This is a genomic window from Streptomyces sp. So13.3 (genome assembly GCF_005860785.2).
Taxonomy (GTDB): Bacteria; Actinomycetota; Actinomycetes; order Streptomycetales; family Streptomycetaceae; genus Actinacidiphila; species Actinacidiphila fildesensis.
This window is the reverse complement of sequence record NZ_CP048835.1, coordinates 6,032,927-6,047,605: the sequence shown is the minus strand read 5'-3', so window position 1 is coordinate 6,047,605 and position 14,679 is coordinate 6,032,927. Positions and strand designations below refer to the sequence as shown.

Genomic DNA, 14,679 nt, shown 5'->3' with positions numbered 1-14,679 from the left:
CTCCGCGCCCGCAGTCCCGCCCGCTACCAGCCGGGCGGTGTCTGGGGGCGCGGTGGCGTGTTCGGCGGGTACTCCGGCGGGAGGGGCGGCGGGCCGCCGAACGGCGACTGGCCGTACGGGGCGTCGTTGTACGGGGCTGGGGCGGGCGGTGCGCCCCACGCGCCGTACTGACCTCCTGGCGCCCCCCAGGCGGGCACTACCGGCGGACGGTGTGTGCCGCGCAGCGCGAGCAGCAGGATGATCAGGATTCCCACGACGACCTCCACGACGGAGGTGAGCTGCTGCAGGATGTCGGTGGTGTCCAGGTCGCCGAACTCGAAGAGCATCTTCTGCTTGGCGTAGATGTCCAGCGTGAACACCGCGTAGGCGGCCAGCAGCCACCCCAGTGCCATGCCCAGCGGGCGCGCGACCGGCTTCCTGGCAAACGCCTGCACCGCGGCGACCACGCACAGCACGATCACCACCCAGTCCACCCAGAAACCCGGCGGGGCGAGCAGGACGCCGGAGGGCTGCTTCCCGGTGAACTGGCGCCAGTACGAGAACGGTCCCATGCGGTCCGAGGTGAAGTGCTGGATGTAGTACGCCTCCCAGGCGACGGACGCCAGCGCGAGGAACATCAGCAGCAGCCCGCCGAAGATCGCGGGTCCGGTGCGCGGCGGAGCGGGCGGCTCACCGTCGGCCGGTGAGACCACCGGGCGCCGTCCGGCGGCCGCGACGACGATGAGCGCCACGGCGGCGAGGACCGCACCGATCGCGGTGTACAGCGCACGGTCCCGCAGGTGGAGGCCCCGGGTTTCGTCCTCGGTCAGGATCCACAGCAGTGGGAGCCGGTAGAGCAGCGTGAGCACTCCGGCCGTCACGAAGGCGCCGGAGGCGATCGGCTGCGCGGCCGCCAGCAGGGCGCCCAGATAGATCACCACCAGAATCACGTCCGTGATGGACGTGCCGAGCGGCGCATGCTGCTGACCAGAGAAAATACGTCCGATCCAGGTCAGAAATGTGTCTTTCACGCCCACATTGCCGATGTCCCGGCCGATCCAAATGATCTCTGCAGCAATGAGAACGACACAAATGATCCCGCCCGCGACCCGCGCTCCCCGCGCGAGCACATTGCCCTGATTCAAGGCCATCTCCCCCCAGGCACACCGTTCCCATAGATATACCCGTACATCAGGGAGGGGAACAGGCTTTCCCCGAACGGCAGTCGGCCGGGGCACCCTCAGGTGTCCCGGCCGGCTCACGGCACCCGCACGGCCGTACGCTGTTCAGAGTGCTACGTCCGTATATCGGTGTTGCGACAGTCAAGTTGCTTACGTGTAAACGCGTTTGATCCGCAAAGATCCTCAAATGCCGTCCGAAAAGGATCATTGTCAAGCACGCTGGCGCGGCAATCTGCACAATCTTCGCTCAAGAAGAGCCCATGCGCGGTTTCTTCCCCCGCCACCCCCTTGACTGGAGGATGAATCCATTGCCAAAGTCCGCTCAACCCGCGACGAAGTTTTCAGTCGCGACGACAGACTCCTGGTGTGGGGGCATTCGTTATGACGAGTCAAACCCAGGCCGTGGTCACGGACGCCGATGACGGCTCCATCGACCCGGCGGCTCAGACCCAGGGCCTGGGCAAACAGGCCGGCGACATCGTCGGCTTCTCCCCCGGCCAACTCATGTGGCGGCGCTTCAAACGCGACCGTACCGGAGTCCTCTCCGCGTTCGTAGTCATTTTCTTCTTCGCCATCGCGATCCTGGCGCCGGTGATCTCCAAGCTGTACGGCAAGGACCCCTACACCCTCTACGGGCAGAACAACTCCGACCTGCTCAACGAGTTCGGGTACCCGGTGGCGCCCAACGGCGGGGTGAGCAGCAGCTTCTGGTTCGGCATCGAGCCGGGGCTCGGCCGCGACGTCTTCACCCAGCTGCTGTACGGGATCCGCACCTCGCTGTTCATCAGCGTCGCGGTCACCCTGGCCACGGTGACGACCGCCATCCTGCTCGGCATCACCTCCGGCTACCTCGGCGGCCGGGCCGACTACTTCATCGGCCGCGTCTCCGACCTGCTGCTGGCGTTCCCTTCGCAGCTGTTCTTCGTGGCCTTCATGCCGATCGTGGTGGCGATCTTCGTCGATCCGCAGGACGAGACGCCCACCTACCTGCGCGTCACCGCGCTCATCGCCGTCCAGTGGTTCCTCGGCTGGATGGGCCTCTCCCGCATCCTGCGTGGCCAGGTACTCAGCCTGCGCGAACGGGAGTTCATCGAGGCGGCCAAGGTCACCGGTGCGTCGTCGTGGCGCATCGTCCGCCGCGAGCTGCTGCCGAACCTGGTCACTCCGATCCTGGTGCAGGCCACCTTCATGCTTCCCGGTTTCGTGACCGCGGAGGCCGGCCTCTCCTTCCTGGGCGTCGGCATCATCGAGCCCACGCCGGACTGGGGCCGGATGTTCGCCAAGGGTGGTGACATCGCCCAGAACGACATCACCTACATGTTCTTCCCCGGCATCGCCATGGTGATCTTCATCGTCGCGTTCAACCTGCTCGGGGACTCGGTCCGGGATGCGTTCGACCCGAAATCGGGACGCTGAAGCCGTACCGCGGGGGCGCACCGCCGCCCCAGCACCGGATGAGTCAGTCAGCACAACAGCCATCGACGAACAGGTAGGTGTAGAGACAGCTATGACGGTCTACATGCGTAGAACGAAGGCCACCCTGGTGGCCGTGGCGGCGGGCGCGCTGATGCTCACCGCGTGCAGCAGCGGCGGCGGCGGTACGAGCAAGAACGACACCAAGGACAAGCAGGACCAGAACGCGAAGCAGCAGCAGTCGCAGATCACCTTCGGTGACGCCGCCGCCTCCACGGGTCCCGCCGAAGAGGTACCGGGCGCCAAGCCCGGCGGCACGCTGCACGCCCTGGAGCGCGACAGCTACACCCACCTCGACCCGGGCCAGATCTACGTCAGCAACGAGGGCCAGCTCGCCACCCTCCTGCACCGCGGTCTGACGACGTACAAGCTCGACAGCAAGGGCAAGTACACCGTCGTCGGCGACCTCGCCACCGACAGCGGCAAGGAGACCGACGCCGGCAAGACCTGGACGTACACGCTCAAGGACGGCGTCAAGTTCGAGGACGGCACGCCGATCACCTCGAAGGACATCCGCTGGTCGGTGGAGCGGCTGTTCGCGCCGTTCATCACCAACGGCCCGGCCTACCTCCAGCAGTGGCTCGCCAACACCGCAGGCTCCGACTACCGCAAGCTGCTCCCGGACGGCCCGTACAAGGGCGCGCACCTGCCGGACTCGCTGCTGCAGACCCCGGACGCCAAGACCATCGTCTTCCACTTCCCGACGGCGCAGCCGGACACGCCGTACCTGATGGCCATGGCGGGCTACGCGGTGGTCGACTCCGCGAAGGACACCAAGGAGAAGTACGACAAGGCGCCGGTCGCGTCGGGTCCGTACAAGATCAAGTCCTTCGAGAGCGGCAAGTCCATGACGCTCGTGAAGAACACCAACTGGGACCCGAAGACCGACCCGGCGCGCCACCAGTACGTCGACACCTTCGACATCACGTTCAACCACCAGGCACCGGACTCCACCAAGCGCCTGATGTCGGACGCCGGTGAGAACCAGACGTCGCTGAGCTTCGCGAACGCCGTGGACACCAAGAGCACCCCGACCGTCGTCGGGACCGCCTCGATCTTCAAGCGCACGGTCTCCGGCTACCAGCCGTTCGTGGGCCAGATCAACTTCAACATGAAGAAGATCACCGACCTCCAGATCCGCAAGGCGCTGGCGCTGGCCATCCCGACCAAGCCGGTCTGGCAGGCCCTCGGTGCCTCGTACGGAGCCGAGTACGCGGGCGGCTACATCAGCCCGACCCTCGCCGGCTACCAGAAGAGCGACCCGCTGGGCAAGGTCGCCAAGCCCGACGGTGACCAGGTCGCCGCGAAGAAGATCCTCACGGACGCGGGCAAGCTCAACACCAAGATCACGTACGCGTACATCAACACCGCCGCGGGCCAGGAGTACTCGGTCGCCATCGCGGACGCGCTCAAGAAGGCCGGCTTCGACGTCCAGCGCAAGGACCTGCCGTCCGACACGTACTACGACCTGATCGGCAAGGTCGACAACCCCTACGACATCTACGCGAGCGCGTGGGGCGCGGACTGGCCGAGCACCCTGACCGTCATCCCGCCGGTCTTCGACGGCCGCACGATCGCCGACCAGGCGCCGAACTACTCGCACGTCAACGACCCGAAGATCAACTCGGAGATCGACCGCATCAAGGCGATCACCGACCCGGTCAAGGCCGCTGACGAGTGGTTCAAGCTCAACGCCTACATCACCACCGACGTGATCCCCGGTGTCCCGACGGTGTTCTACAAGCAGCTCCAGCTCTTCGGCTCCAAGGTCGGCGGCGTCGTCTACAACAACGTCACCTCCGGAATCGACCTGACGAAGCTCTTCGTCAACCAGTAAGCACCGCAGACGCCTTCCGGCGGGACCGGGTCCCGGTCCCGCCGGCGGGCGGCACAGCCCACCGCCGCCGTCCTCTGAGAGCTGCGACTGTCATGCTTCGATTCCTCGTACGCCGGACGCTCGGCGCGCTAGTCATCCTGCTCTTCATCAGCGCCTTCACCTACTTCCTGTTCTTCGCGATCCCGCACGACCCGGCACTGCTGTCCTGCGGCAAGAACTGCACCCCCGACAACATCGCGCTGATCCACCGGAACCTCGGTCTCGACGAGCCGATCCCGGTCCAGTACTTCCACTACATGGTCGGCATCTTCGCGGGCCGCCACTTCAGCGTCGGCGACTGCAGCGCCCCCTGCTTCGGCTACTCGTTCGCCAACTCGGACCCGGTCTGGCCGACCATCCTCAACCGCTTCCCGCTCACGCTCTCGCTCGCGGCCGGCGGCATCGTGGTCTTCCTGCTCGTCGGTCTCGGCGCCGGCATGCTGGCCGCCTGGCGGCGCGGCACCTTCATCGACAAGTTCTTCAGCTCGGTGTCGCTGGTGCTCAGCTCGATGCAGATCTACTTCGTCGGCCCGATCGTGCTGGCCCTGCTGGTCTACAACAACCAGATCATGGACCAGCCCAAGTACGTCCCGATCAGTGAGGATCCCGTCGGCTGGTTCAGCGGACTGCTCATCCCCTGGTGTGTCCTGTCGATCATCTTCACCGCGGGCTACACGCGTATGTCCCGGTCCACGATGATCGACCAGCTGCAGGAGGAACACGTCCGCACCGCCCGCGCCAAGGGCATGTCGAGCCGTTATGTGTTCTTCCGGTACGCGTGGCGCGGCTCGCTGATCCCGATCGTCACCATGCTGGGCCTGGACATCGGCACCCTGCTGGGCGGCGCCATGATCACCGAGTTCACCTTCTCGCTGGCGGGCATCGGACGACTGGCCGTGGACTCGGTGCTCAGGACGGACCTGCCGATGCTCATGGGCGTGATGCTGTTCAGCGCCGCCCTGATCGTCCTGTTCAACATCATCGTGGACGCCGCCTACGCGTTCATCGACCCGCGCGTGCGCCTCTCCTAGGAGCCCCGTCAGTGACCACCATGACCAAGACCGAGGGAGAACCGGCCCTGCCCGGGTCCGATCCGTTCCTCTCCGTGCGTGATCTGCATGTGCGGTTCTCCACCGAGGACGGCATCGTGAAGGCCGTCGACGGGCTCTCCTTCGACCTCGAACGCGGCAAGACGCTGGGCATCGTCGGGGAGTCGGGCTCCGGGAAGTCCGTGACGAACCTGACGGTGCTCGGGCTGCACAACCCGATGAGCACCACCGTCACCGGCGAGATCCTGCTGGACGGACAGGAGCTGACCGGGGCGAGCAACCGCACCCTGGAGAAGCTGCGCGGCAACAAGATGGCGATGATCTTCCAGGACCCGCTGACGGCGCTCTCGCCGTACTACACGGTGGGCCGGCAGATCGCCGAGCCGTTCATGAAGCACACCGGCGCGAGCAAGCGCGAGGGCCGGGCGAAGGCCATCGAGATGCTGGAGAAGGTCGGCATCCCGCAGCCCAAGACCCGGGTGGACGACTATCCGCACCAGTTCTCCGGCGGTATGCGGCAGCGCGCGATGATCGCGATGTCGCTGATCTGCAACCCGGACCTGCTCATCGCGGACGAGCCGACCACCGCACTCGACGTCACCGTCCAGGCGCAGATCCTGGACCTGCTCAAGGACCTCCAGCAGGAGTTCGGCTCGGCGATCATCCTGATCACCCACGACCTGGGCGTCGTCTCCAAGATCGCGGACGATCTGCTGGTGATGTACGCGGGCCGGGCCGTGGAGCGCGGCTCGGTGCGGGAGGTCATCAAGTCCCCCCAGCACCCGTACACCTGGGGTCTGCTCAGCTCGATGCCGCGGCTGTCCTCGGACGTCAACGAACCGCTGAGCCCGATCCCCGGCACTCCGCCGAGCCTGCTCAATCCGCCGACCGGCTGCGCGTTCCACCCCCGGTGCGAGTTCCTCGACCTGGTCGGCGGTACGCGCTGCGCGACCGACCGGCCGGACCTGCCGGCGGGCCGGGGGTCCGCCTGTCATCTGACCGCAGAGCAGAAGCAGTCCGTATTCATCGAGAAGATTCAGCCCCGGCTGGGCTGACCGGTCATCTGGGGCGAGCATCATGAGCAAGGACACCACCATCACCAAGGCCGACGCGGTCCCTTCACCGCGCGACGGCGCCTCGGGAGAGACGCTGCTCGAAGTCACCGGCCTCACCAAGCATTTCCCTATCCACGCCGGATTTCCGATCAAGCACAAGGTCGGTGCGGTCCAGGCGGTCGACGGTATCGATCTGACCATCCACACCGGTGAGAGTTTCGGTCTGGTCGGTGAGTCCGGCTGCGGCAAATCCACCACCGGCCGGCTGATCACCCGGCTGCTGGAACCGACCGGCGGAAAGATCTCCTATCGGGGCCGGGACATCACCCGTGCCACCCGCAAGGAGATGATGCCGGTCCGCTCGGAAATTCAGATGATCTTCCAGGACCCGTACTCGTCGCTCAATCCGCGGCAGACGGTGGGAACGATCATCGGCGGGCCGATGGAGATCAACAACATCAATCCGCCCGGTGGCCGCGAACAACGGGTCCGGGAACTGCTGGAGACCGTCGGACTCAACCCCGAGCACTACAACCGCTTTCCGCATGAATTCTCCGGCGGCCAGCGGCAGCGCATCGGCGTCGCCCGGGCCCTCGCCCTGGAACCGAAACTCATCGTGGCCGACGAACCCGTCTCGGCCCTCGATGTCTCGATCCAGGCGCAGGTCGTCAATCTGCTGCAGAAGGTCCAGGCGGAAATGGGGATCGCCTTCCTCTTCATCGCCCATGACCTGGCCATCGTGCGGCACTTCACCCAGCGGGTCGCGGTGATGTACCTCGGCAAGATCGTCGAGGTCGGCGACCGGGACTCGATCTACAACCGGCCGCGCCACCCGTACACCCACGCGCTGCTCTCGGCGGTCCCCGAGGTCGACATCGACGGGGAGGACCGGGAGCGCATCCGGCTGGCCGGCGACGTCCCGTCCCCGATCAACCCGCCGTCGGGCTGCCGGTTCCGTACGCGCTGCTGGAAGGCGCGCGATGTGTGCGCGTCGGAGGAACCACCGCTGATCCAGCTCGGCGGCAACCGGGACGGCCACCTCACGGCGTGCCACTTCCCCGAAGAACCGACGATCGCGGCAAGGGAAGAGGACATCATCCTCGACCCGGCGCTGGCCGCGATCGAGGGGGCGGCCGAAAAGACCCTTTGACCCGGGCTTCCGTCCTCCGTTCGGCCCGCGGCCCGTACCCGGACACCCCAGCAGCACCCGGGTACGGGCCGTGGCGTGCGCGCGTCCTGACGGCCGCGGGGGGCCGCGCCCGCCCGGTCACTCCTCCGTCGGGACCACCTGCTTCTCCTCCGCGAAGTGGCAGGCGCTGTCGTGCGCGGCGGGTGAGTCGAGCCCGCGGAAGACCGCCGGGACGGCCAGCAGCGGCTCCTCCAGCGTGCAGCGCTCCTGCGCCTTCCAGCAGCGGGTGCGGAACCGGCAGCCGGACGGCGGGTTGGCCGGGGACGGTACGTCGCCGACGAGGATGATCCGCTCGCGCCGGTCGCGGGCGTCCGGGTCGGGAACGGGGACGGCCGACAGCAGCGCCTGGGTGTACGGGTGGGTCGGGTGCTCGTAGATCTCGTCGTCGTTGCCGATCTCGACGATCTTGCCGAGGTACATCACGCCGACCCGGTCCGAGATGTGCCGGACGATCGACAGGTCGTGGGCGATGAACATGTACGAGAGGTTGAACTCGTCCTGCAGCCGCCCCATCAGGTTCACCACCTGCGCCTGCACCGACACGTCCAGCGCGGAGACCGGCTCGTCCGCGACGATGATCTCGGGGCGCAGCGCCAGGCCGCGGGCGATGCCGATGCGCTGCCGCTGGCCGCCGGAGAACTGGTGCGGATAGCGGTTGATGTACTCGGGGTTGAGGCCGACCACGTCCAGCAGGTCCTCGACCGCCTTGCGGCGGTCGCCCTTCGGGGCGACCTCCGGGTGGATCTCGTACGGCTCGCCGATGATGTCGCCGACCGTCATGCGCGGGTTCAGCGACGTGTACGGGTCCTGGAACACCATCTGGATGTTGCGGCGGACGACCTTGAGGGCCTTCCCCGACAGCTTGGTGATGTCCTCGCCCTTGTAGAGCACCTGACCGGCCGTCACCGTCTCCAGGTTCATCAGGAGCCGGGCCACGGTGGACTTGCCGCAGCCGGACTCCCCGACGATGCCGAGCGTCTCGCCCCGGTAGAGGTCGAAGTTGACCCCGTCGACCGCCTTCACCGCGCCGATCTGCTTGCGGAAGAGGATGCCCTGGGTCAACGGGAAGTGCTTGACCAGACCGCGGACACTCAGGATCGGCTCCCTGTCCGGCGCGACGGCGGGCTCCTTCGTCAAGTGGGTCGTGGTCTCACTCACCGATGGTCTCCGTCCAGAAGTGACAGGCACTGGCCCGTGTCTCGCTGACCTCGTACAGCGGCGGCACATCGGTGCGGCAGATGTCCTGGGCCATCGGGCAGCGCGGGTTGAACGCGCAGCCGGCCGGGATGTGCAGCAGGTTCGGTGGCAGGCCCTTGATCGCGTAGAGCTCCTGGCCCTTCTGGTCCAGGCGCGGGATCGACCGGAGCAGGCCCTTGGTGTACGGGTGGGCCGGCTTGCGGTAGATCTCGTGCACGGGCGAGGTCTCAACGATCCGGCCCGCGTACATCACCGCGATCTTGTCGGCGACGTCCGCGACCACGCCGAGGTCGTGGGTGATCAGGATGAGACCCATGTGCAGCTCGCGCTGGAGCTCCGCGAGGAGCTCCATCACCTGCGCCTGGACCGTCACGTCCAGCGCCGTCGTCGGCTCGTCGGCGATGATCAGGTCGGGCTCCAGGGCCATCGCCATCGCGATCATGATGCGCTGGCGCATACCGCCGGAGAACTGGTGCGGGAAGTCGCCCACCCGCTGCTTGGCCGCGGGGATGCGCACCCGCTCCATCAGCTCGATCGCCTTGACCTTGGCGTCCTTGCGCGACATCCCTCGGTGGACGGTGAACATCTCGCCGAGCTGCTCGCCGACGCTCAGGACCGGGTTCAGCGAGGACAGCGCGTCCTGGAAGATCATCGCCATCCGCTCGCCGCGCACCCTGCGGCGGTCCTCCTTGCCCATCGTCAGCAGGTCCTGGCCCTGGAAGACGATCTCGCCCTGGGTGACGAAGCCGGGCGGCGAGTCCAGGATGCCCATGATCGCCTGCGCGGTCACCGACTTCCCCGAGCCCGACTCGCCGAGCACCGCGAGCGTCTCGCCCGCGCTCACCGTGTAGTCGACGCCGTTGACGGCCTTGGCGACCCCGTCGCGGGTGCGGAATTCGACGTGCAGGTTCCGCACGTCCAGCAGGACCCCCTGCGGGTCCGGCGGATCCTGCTCGACCTGCGTGATCAGGCTGGTCATGGAACGCCTCCGTCAGCGCAGCTTGGGATCGAGGGCGTCGCGCACCGCGTCGCCGAGCATGATGAACGCGAGCACGGTGATGCTCAGCGCGCCCGCGGGCCACAGCAGCATGTGCGGTGCGTTGCGGATCTGGGTGGACGCCGCCGAGATGTCGATGCCCCAGGAGACGGTCGGCGGCTTGAGGCCCACCCCGAGCCAGGACAGCGTCGCCTCCAGCGCGATGTACGTGCCGAGCGCGATGGTCGCGACCACGATCACCGGGGCGACCGCGTTCGGGGCGATGTGCCGCAGCAGGATGCGGGTGTGGTTGGCCCCCAGCGCCTTGGCCGCCTGGACGTAGTCGTTCTGTTTGGCGGTGATCACCGAGCCGCGCGCGATACGGGCGATCTGCGGCCAGCCGAGCAGCACCATGAAGCCGATGACCGGCCACACCGTGGAGTTGGTGACGACCGACAGGAAGACCAGGCCGCCGAGGATGATCGGGATGGCGAAGAAGATGTCACTGATCCGGGAGAGCACCGCGTCCCAGGCGCCGCCGAAGTAGCCGGCCAGCCCGCCCAGGATGCCGCCCAGCAGCGCGACGCCCGCCGTGGCGCAGACGCCGACGGTGACCGACGCGCGGGCTCCGTAGACCGTGCGGGTGTAGACGTCGCACCCCTGGTTGTCGTAGCCGAAGGGATGGCCGGGCTGGGAGCCCTGCTGGGACTTGGACAGATCGCACTGGAGGGGGTTGCCGCTGGCGATCAGCGAGGGCCACAGCGAGATGACGATCAGGAAGAGGATCAGCAGCGCGGAGATGATGAAGATCGGGTTGCGCCGCAGGTCGTGCCAGGCGTCGGACCACAGACTGCGGGGCTTGCCCGTCGGGCCGCCCGGTTGCGGTCCGTGGCCCGGCCCGTGATCGAGCGTCTGGGCCTCGGAGGCGGCCAGGTCCATCCCTCCGCCCATGCCGGTGGGGGCGACGGACTCGTTCGATCGGTCGTACTCCTCAGGCATACCGAATCCTCGGGTCCAGGACCGCGTAGAGCAGGTCGACGAGCAGGTTCGCCAGCAGGAAGACGATCACCAGGATGGTGACGAAGCCGACCACTGTCGCTGAGTTGTGCCGGAGGATGCCCTGGTAGAGCTGGTATCCGACACCCTGGATGTTGAAGATCCGCTCGGTGACGATCGCGCCGCCCATGAGGCCGCCGATGTCCGTCCCGATGAAGGTGATGACCGGGATGAGCGAGTTGCGCAGCAGGTGCCGCAGGATGACGCGGCGCCGGGGCAGCCCCTTGGCAACGGCGGTGCGGACGTAGTCGGCGCGGGTGTTCTCGGCGATGGACGTCCGGGTCAGCCGGGTGACGTACGCCAGGGAGACCAGCGCCAGCACGATGCCGGGCAGGATCAGTTCGTTGAGCGGTGCTTCCGGCGATACCGATGGCTCGCCGATGCCCCATTGCACCGCGATCACGTACTGCAGCACATAGCCGAGCACGAAGACCGGGATGGAGATCACGACCAGCGTCATCAGCAGCACCGAGGTGTCGATGGGGCGGCCGCGGCGCATACCGGTGATCACACCGAAGGTGATGCCGATGACGATCTCGAAGAAGATCGCGACCAGCGTCAGGCGCAGCGTCACCGGGAAGGCGCTCTTCATCAGTTCGGTGACGGGCTGCCCGTTGAACGCGGTCCCGAAGTCACCGGTGAAGATGTTCCCCATGTAGTCGAGGTACTGATGCCACAACGGCTTGTCGAGGCCGTACTGGTGCCGGATCTGCGCGGCCGTGGCGGGGTCGGGGGCGCGGTCGCCGAAGAACGCGGCCACCGGGTCGCCGAGCGCGTACACCATCACGAAGATCAGGAACGTGGCGCCGATGAACACCGGGATCATCTGCAGCAGGCGCCGGATCACATAGCGTCCCATGGGGCCTTCCCCAAAGTCGGGCGGTGGCCCGACGCGGTGTCACCGCGCCGGGCCACCGCGCGGGTCAGCTGACCTTGATCTCGTTGTAGACCGGGACGCTGAACTGGTTCAGCGTCACGTTGGAGATCTTGGTGGAGTAGCCCCCGGTGCCGTTCTGGTACCAGAGCGGGATGGCCGGCATGTCGATGGCGAGCTGCTTCTCCGAGTCCTGGAACAGCGCGACGGCCTTCGCGGTGTCCGGCTCGGCGTTCGCCTCGTTGATGAGCTTGTCGAAGTTCGCGTTCGTGTAGTGCGAGTCGTTCGACGACGCGTTGGTGTAGTAGATCGGCTGCAGGAAGTTCTGGATCAGCGGGTAGTCCATCTGCCAGCCGGTCCTGAACATGCCGGTCATCTGCTTGCTCGTCACCTTCGAGCGGAAGTCCGCGAAGGTGCCGATCGGGTTGAAGACGCAGGCCTTGTCGTTGCCGAGCGCGTTGTTGATGCTGTTGCAGACCGCGTCGGACCAGTCCTTGTGCGAACCGGTGTCCACGTTGGACGTCAGGGTGACCTGCCCGCCGGGCAGGCCGCCGGCCTCCGTGATGAGCTTCTTGGCCTCGGTCGGGTTGAACGTGCAGGCGTCACCGCACAGCCCGGCCTTGAAGCCGCCCGCCTCGCCGAGCACCGGCGAGGTCCAGTCGCTGGCGGGCTCACGGGTCTTCTGGAAGATCTGCTCGGTGATCTGCGCGCGGTTGATCGCCATCGACAGACCCTGGCGGATCTTCGCCGCGTTCGGCCCCGACCACTTCGCGTCGTACAGCGGGAACGAGACGGTCTGGATGATGCCGGCCGGCTGGTTGATGAACCGGTCGCCCAGGTCCGACTTGGCGTTCTTGAGCTGCGACGCGGGGATGTCGTCGACCAGGTCGATGTTGCCGGCCTGCAGGTCGGTGTACGCGGTGTTGTTGTCGGTGTAGACCCGCAGGTCGATGCCGCCGTTCTGGGCCGCGTCAGGACCCTTGTACCCGGCCCACTTGCGCATCTTCATGGTCTGGCCCTTGGTGTACGAGTCCACCGTGTAGGGGCCGTTGCCGATCGGCTTGCTCAGCCAGGCGGCGTGGTCGGAGAAGAACGACTTCGGCAGCGGGTCGTACGCCGAGTAGCCCAGCGTGTCGGGCCAGGTGGAGAACTTGGCGCCGAGCTTGACGGTGAAGTTCAGGTCGTCGACCTTCTTCAGCCCGCCGAGCGTCTGGGCGGTGGACGCGGCGCCCTCCTTCTCCGGGTGCACCGCGTCGTAGCCGTCGATGAAGCGGAAGAAGCTCGCGTTCTTCTGGGCGTTCTTCAGCAGCGCGCCGTAGTTCCAGGCGTTGATGAAGGAGTCGGACGTGACCGGGTCGCCGTCGCTGAAGGTCCAGCCGGGGTTCAGCTTGATCGCGAAGTTCTGCGAGTCGGTGGTGGTGATCGACGCCGCGACCATGTTCTCGGCCTTGCCGGTCTTCGGGTTGTACTTCTTGAGACCGCGGAAGAGCATGTCCAGCACCTTGCCGCCCTGCACCTCATTGGTGTTGGCCGGCTCCAGCGGGCTCTGCGGGTCTCCCCACGAGGCACTGACGATTCCCGATGCGCCGCCTCCACCACCGCTGTCGCTGCCCCCTCCGCCACAGGCGGTGGCCGCCAGGGCGACGGCCGTCGCACAGACGGCCCACTTCAAGCGCGTGGATCCGCGCATCGCGTGCCTCCTCATGGGTCACAAATGACACTTAGTTCCTCATGACACCCCAAACCCGTCACCGACGCACCTCTAGCGCACCCGTGTCGCCCCACGAACTCCCGGCCGACACCCCGTGTGGGCCAACGCCTCACTCAGCGACGTTGTCCGACATAGGGTCAGAAGGGTGATGCCACCAGCCGAAGAATCGTTCCTGCGCGCCTTTCACGCCGAGCACCCGGCCGTGACATCGCGCTCCCTGGCCCGCGGCCGGGACGCCGCCGGCCGCTCCAGCTACCGGATCCTGAGCGACCTGGTGGGCGGACACCGGCGGGTGCTGGACCTCGGCTGCGGTGACGGGTTCCTGCTGGAGCAGGTGGCGGAAACGGCCGGCGCGCAGTCCGGTGACGAGGGGGCAGCTGAGGCGCCGGCCGGTGGCCGGGAGCTCGCGGGCGTCGACCTCTCCCCCGACGACCTGGCCCTCGCGCGCCGGCGGCCGGCGCTGGCCGGTGCGACGCTCCTGGAGGCACGGGCCCAGGACCTGCCCTTCCCCGGCGACCACTTCGACGCCTGTGTCTCCCACATGGCGCTGATGCTCATGAACGACGTCGACCGGGTCGCCGCCGAGCTCGCCCGGGTCCTCGCCCCCGGCGGTCTGCTGGCGCTCGCCCTGGGCGGCGGAGCCGCGGGCGGCGAGGCGTACGAGCTCTTCATCGCCCTGACCGGACCCGTCGTCGAGGCGGTGCCCGACACCCACCGGATCCCCCGCCTGGGCGACCGGCGGACCCGCGACCGCGCGGGGCTCGACGCGATCCTCACCCCGGCCGGATTCGCGCCGGTCGGCTGGGACACCGTACGGATCGACCTGAGCGGCTCCCTCGAGGACGTATGGGTCACCCTCTCCGCCCTCTACGACCTCGGCCCCCTCTCCCGGGAGGCCACGAACGCGCTGCGCGAGACCTTCACCGCGGGCGCGGCCTCCCTCGCCCTCCCGGACGGCACGATCCCCTGCGCCATGAACATGCGCATCGCCACCACGCACCTGGTGGCGGACCGAGCGAGCGGGAACGCGTGAGGGCCCCTGCTGATCCAGGACGGATCAGCA

At 67.3% G+C, this 14,679-nt stretch carries 12 protein-coding genes; 6 read left to right on the top strand and 6 right to left on the bottom strand.

What is annotated here, in order from left to right:
* Positions 1–23: 23 nt before the first annotated feature.
* On the bottom strand, positions 24–1,010 hold the full coding sequence (locus C8250_RS27360; RefSeq protein ID WP_138351023.1) for a hypothetical protein: 987 nt from the start codon (positions 1,008–1,010) through the stop codon (positions 24–26).
* Between the two features lie 531 nt (positions 1,011–1,541).
* Here C8250_RS27360 and C8250_RS27355 point away from each other — a divergent pair.
* The 5 genes from C8250_RS27355 (at position 1,542) to C8250_RS27335 (ending at position 7,763) form a co-directional block, all read left to right on the top strand.
* Positions 1,542–2,576, top strand: a complete 1,035-nt coding sequence (locus C8250_RS27355) for an ABC transporter permease (RefSeq protein ID WP_232484655.1) — start codon at positions 1,542–1,544, stop codon at positions 2,574–2,576.
* A gap of 103 nt (positions 2,577–2,679) precedes the next feature.
* Positions 2,680–4,470 (top strand): ABC transporter substrate-binding protein, encoded by a 1,791-nt coding sequence (locus C8250_RS27350; RefSeq protein ID WP_138351024.1) that lies wholly within the window; start codon positions 2,680–2,682, stop codon positions 4,468–4,470.
* 92 nt (positions 4,471–4,562) lie between these two features.
* The gene (locus C8250_RS27345) at positions 4,563–5,540 is read left to right on the top strand and encodes an ABC transporter permease (protein WP_138351025.1); all 978 of its coding nucleotides are present in this window, start codon (positions 4,563–4,565) and stop codon (positions 5,538–5,540) included.
* Between the two features lie 11 nt (positions 5,541–5,551).
* Positions 5,552–6,613, top strand: coding sequence for an ABC transporter ATP-binding protein (locus C8250_RS27340; protein ID WP_138351026.1), 1,062 nt, complete (start codon positions 5,552–5,554; stop codon positions 6,611–6,613).
* A gap of 22 nt (positions 6,614–6,635) precedes the next feature.
* Positions 6,636–7,763 (top strand): dipeptide ABC transporter ATP-binding protein, encoded by a 1,128-nt coding sequence (locus C8250_RS27335; protein WP_138351027.1) that lies wholly within the window; start codon positions 6,636–6,638, stop codon positions 7,761–7,763.
* 117 nt (positions 7,764–7,880) lie between these two features.
* Here the strand turns inward: C8250_RS27335 and C8250_RS27330 are convergent, their stop codons facing one another.
* The 5 genes from C8250_RS27330 to C8250_RS27310 all read right to left on the bottom strand — a co-directional run bounded on the left by C8250_RS27330 (position 7,881) and on the right by C8250_RS27310 (position 13,595).
* Positions 7,881–8,960 (bottom strand): dipeptide ABC transporter ATP-binding protein, encoded by a 1,080-nt coding sequence (locus tag C8250_RS27330; protein WP_269286780.1) that lies wholly within the window; start codon positions 8,958–8,960, stop codon positions 7,881–7,883.
* Positions 8,953–9,978, bottom strand: coding sequence for an ABC transporter ATP-binding protein (locus C8250_RS27325; protein ID WP_138351029.1), 1,026 nt, complete (start codon positions 9,976–9,978; stop codon positions 8,953–8,955). Before C8250_RS27325 ends, C8250_RS27330 begins: the two co-directional genes overlap by 8 nt.
* Before the next feature lie 12 nt (positions 9,979–9,990).
* The gene (locus C8250_RS27320; protein ID WP_138351030.1) at positions 9,991–10,974 is read right to left on the bottom strand and encodes an ABC transporter permease; all 984 of its coding nucleotides are present in this window, start codon (positions 10,972–10,974) and stop codon (positions 9,991–9,993) included.
* Positions 10,967–11,890, bottom strand: a complete 924-nt coding sequence (locus tag C8250_RS27315; protein ID WP_138351031.1) for an ABC transporter permease — start codon at positions 11,888–11,890, stop codon at positions 10,967–10,969. Before C8250_RS27315 ends, C8250_RS27320 begins: the two co-directional genes overlap by 8 nt.
* Positions 11,891–11,954: 64 nt before the next feature.
* Complete coding sequence (locus tag C8250_RS27310) at positions 11,955–13,595, bottom strand: ABC transporter substrate-binding protein (protein WP_138351032.1); 1,641 nt, start codon at positions 13,593–13,595, stop codon at positions 11,955–11,957.
* Between the two features lie 169 nt (positions 13,596–13,764).
* Here C8250_RS27310 and C8250_RS27305 point away from each other — a divergent pair, with 169 nt between their 5' ends.
* Positions 13,765–14,649 carry a class I SAM-dependent methyltransferase gene (locus tag C8250_RS27305; protein ID WP_138351033.1) on the top strand — a complete coding sequence of 295 codons (885 nt, stop codon included), beginning with the start codon at positions 13,765–13,767 and terminating at the stop codon, positions 14,647–14,649.
* The last annotated feature ends 30 nt before the right edge of the window (positions 14,650–14,679 follow it).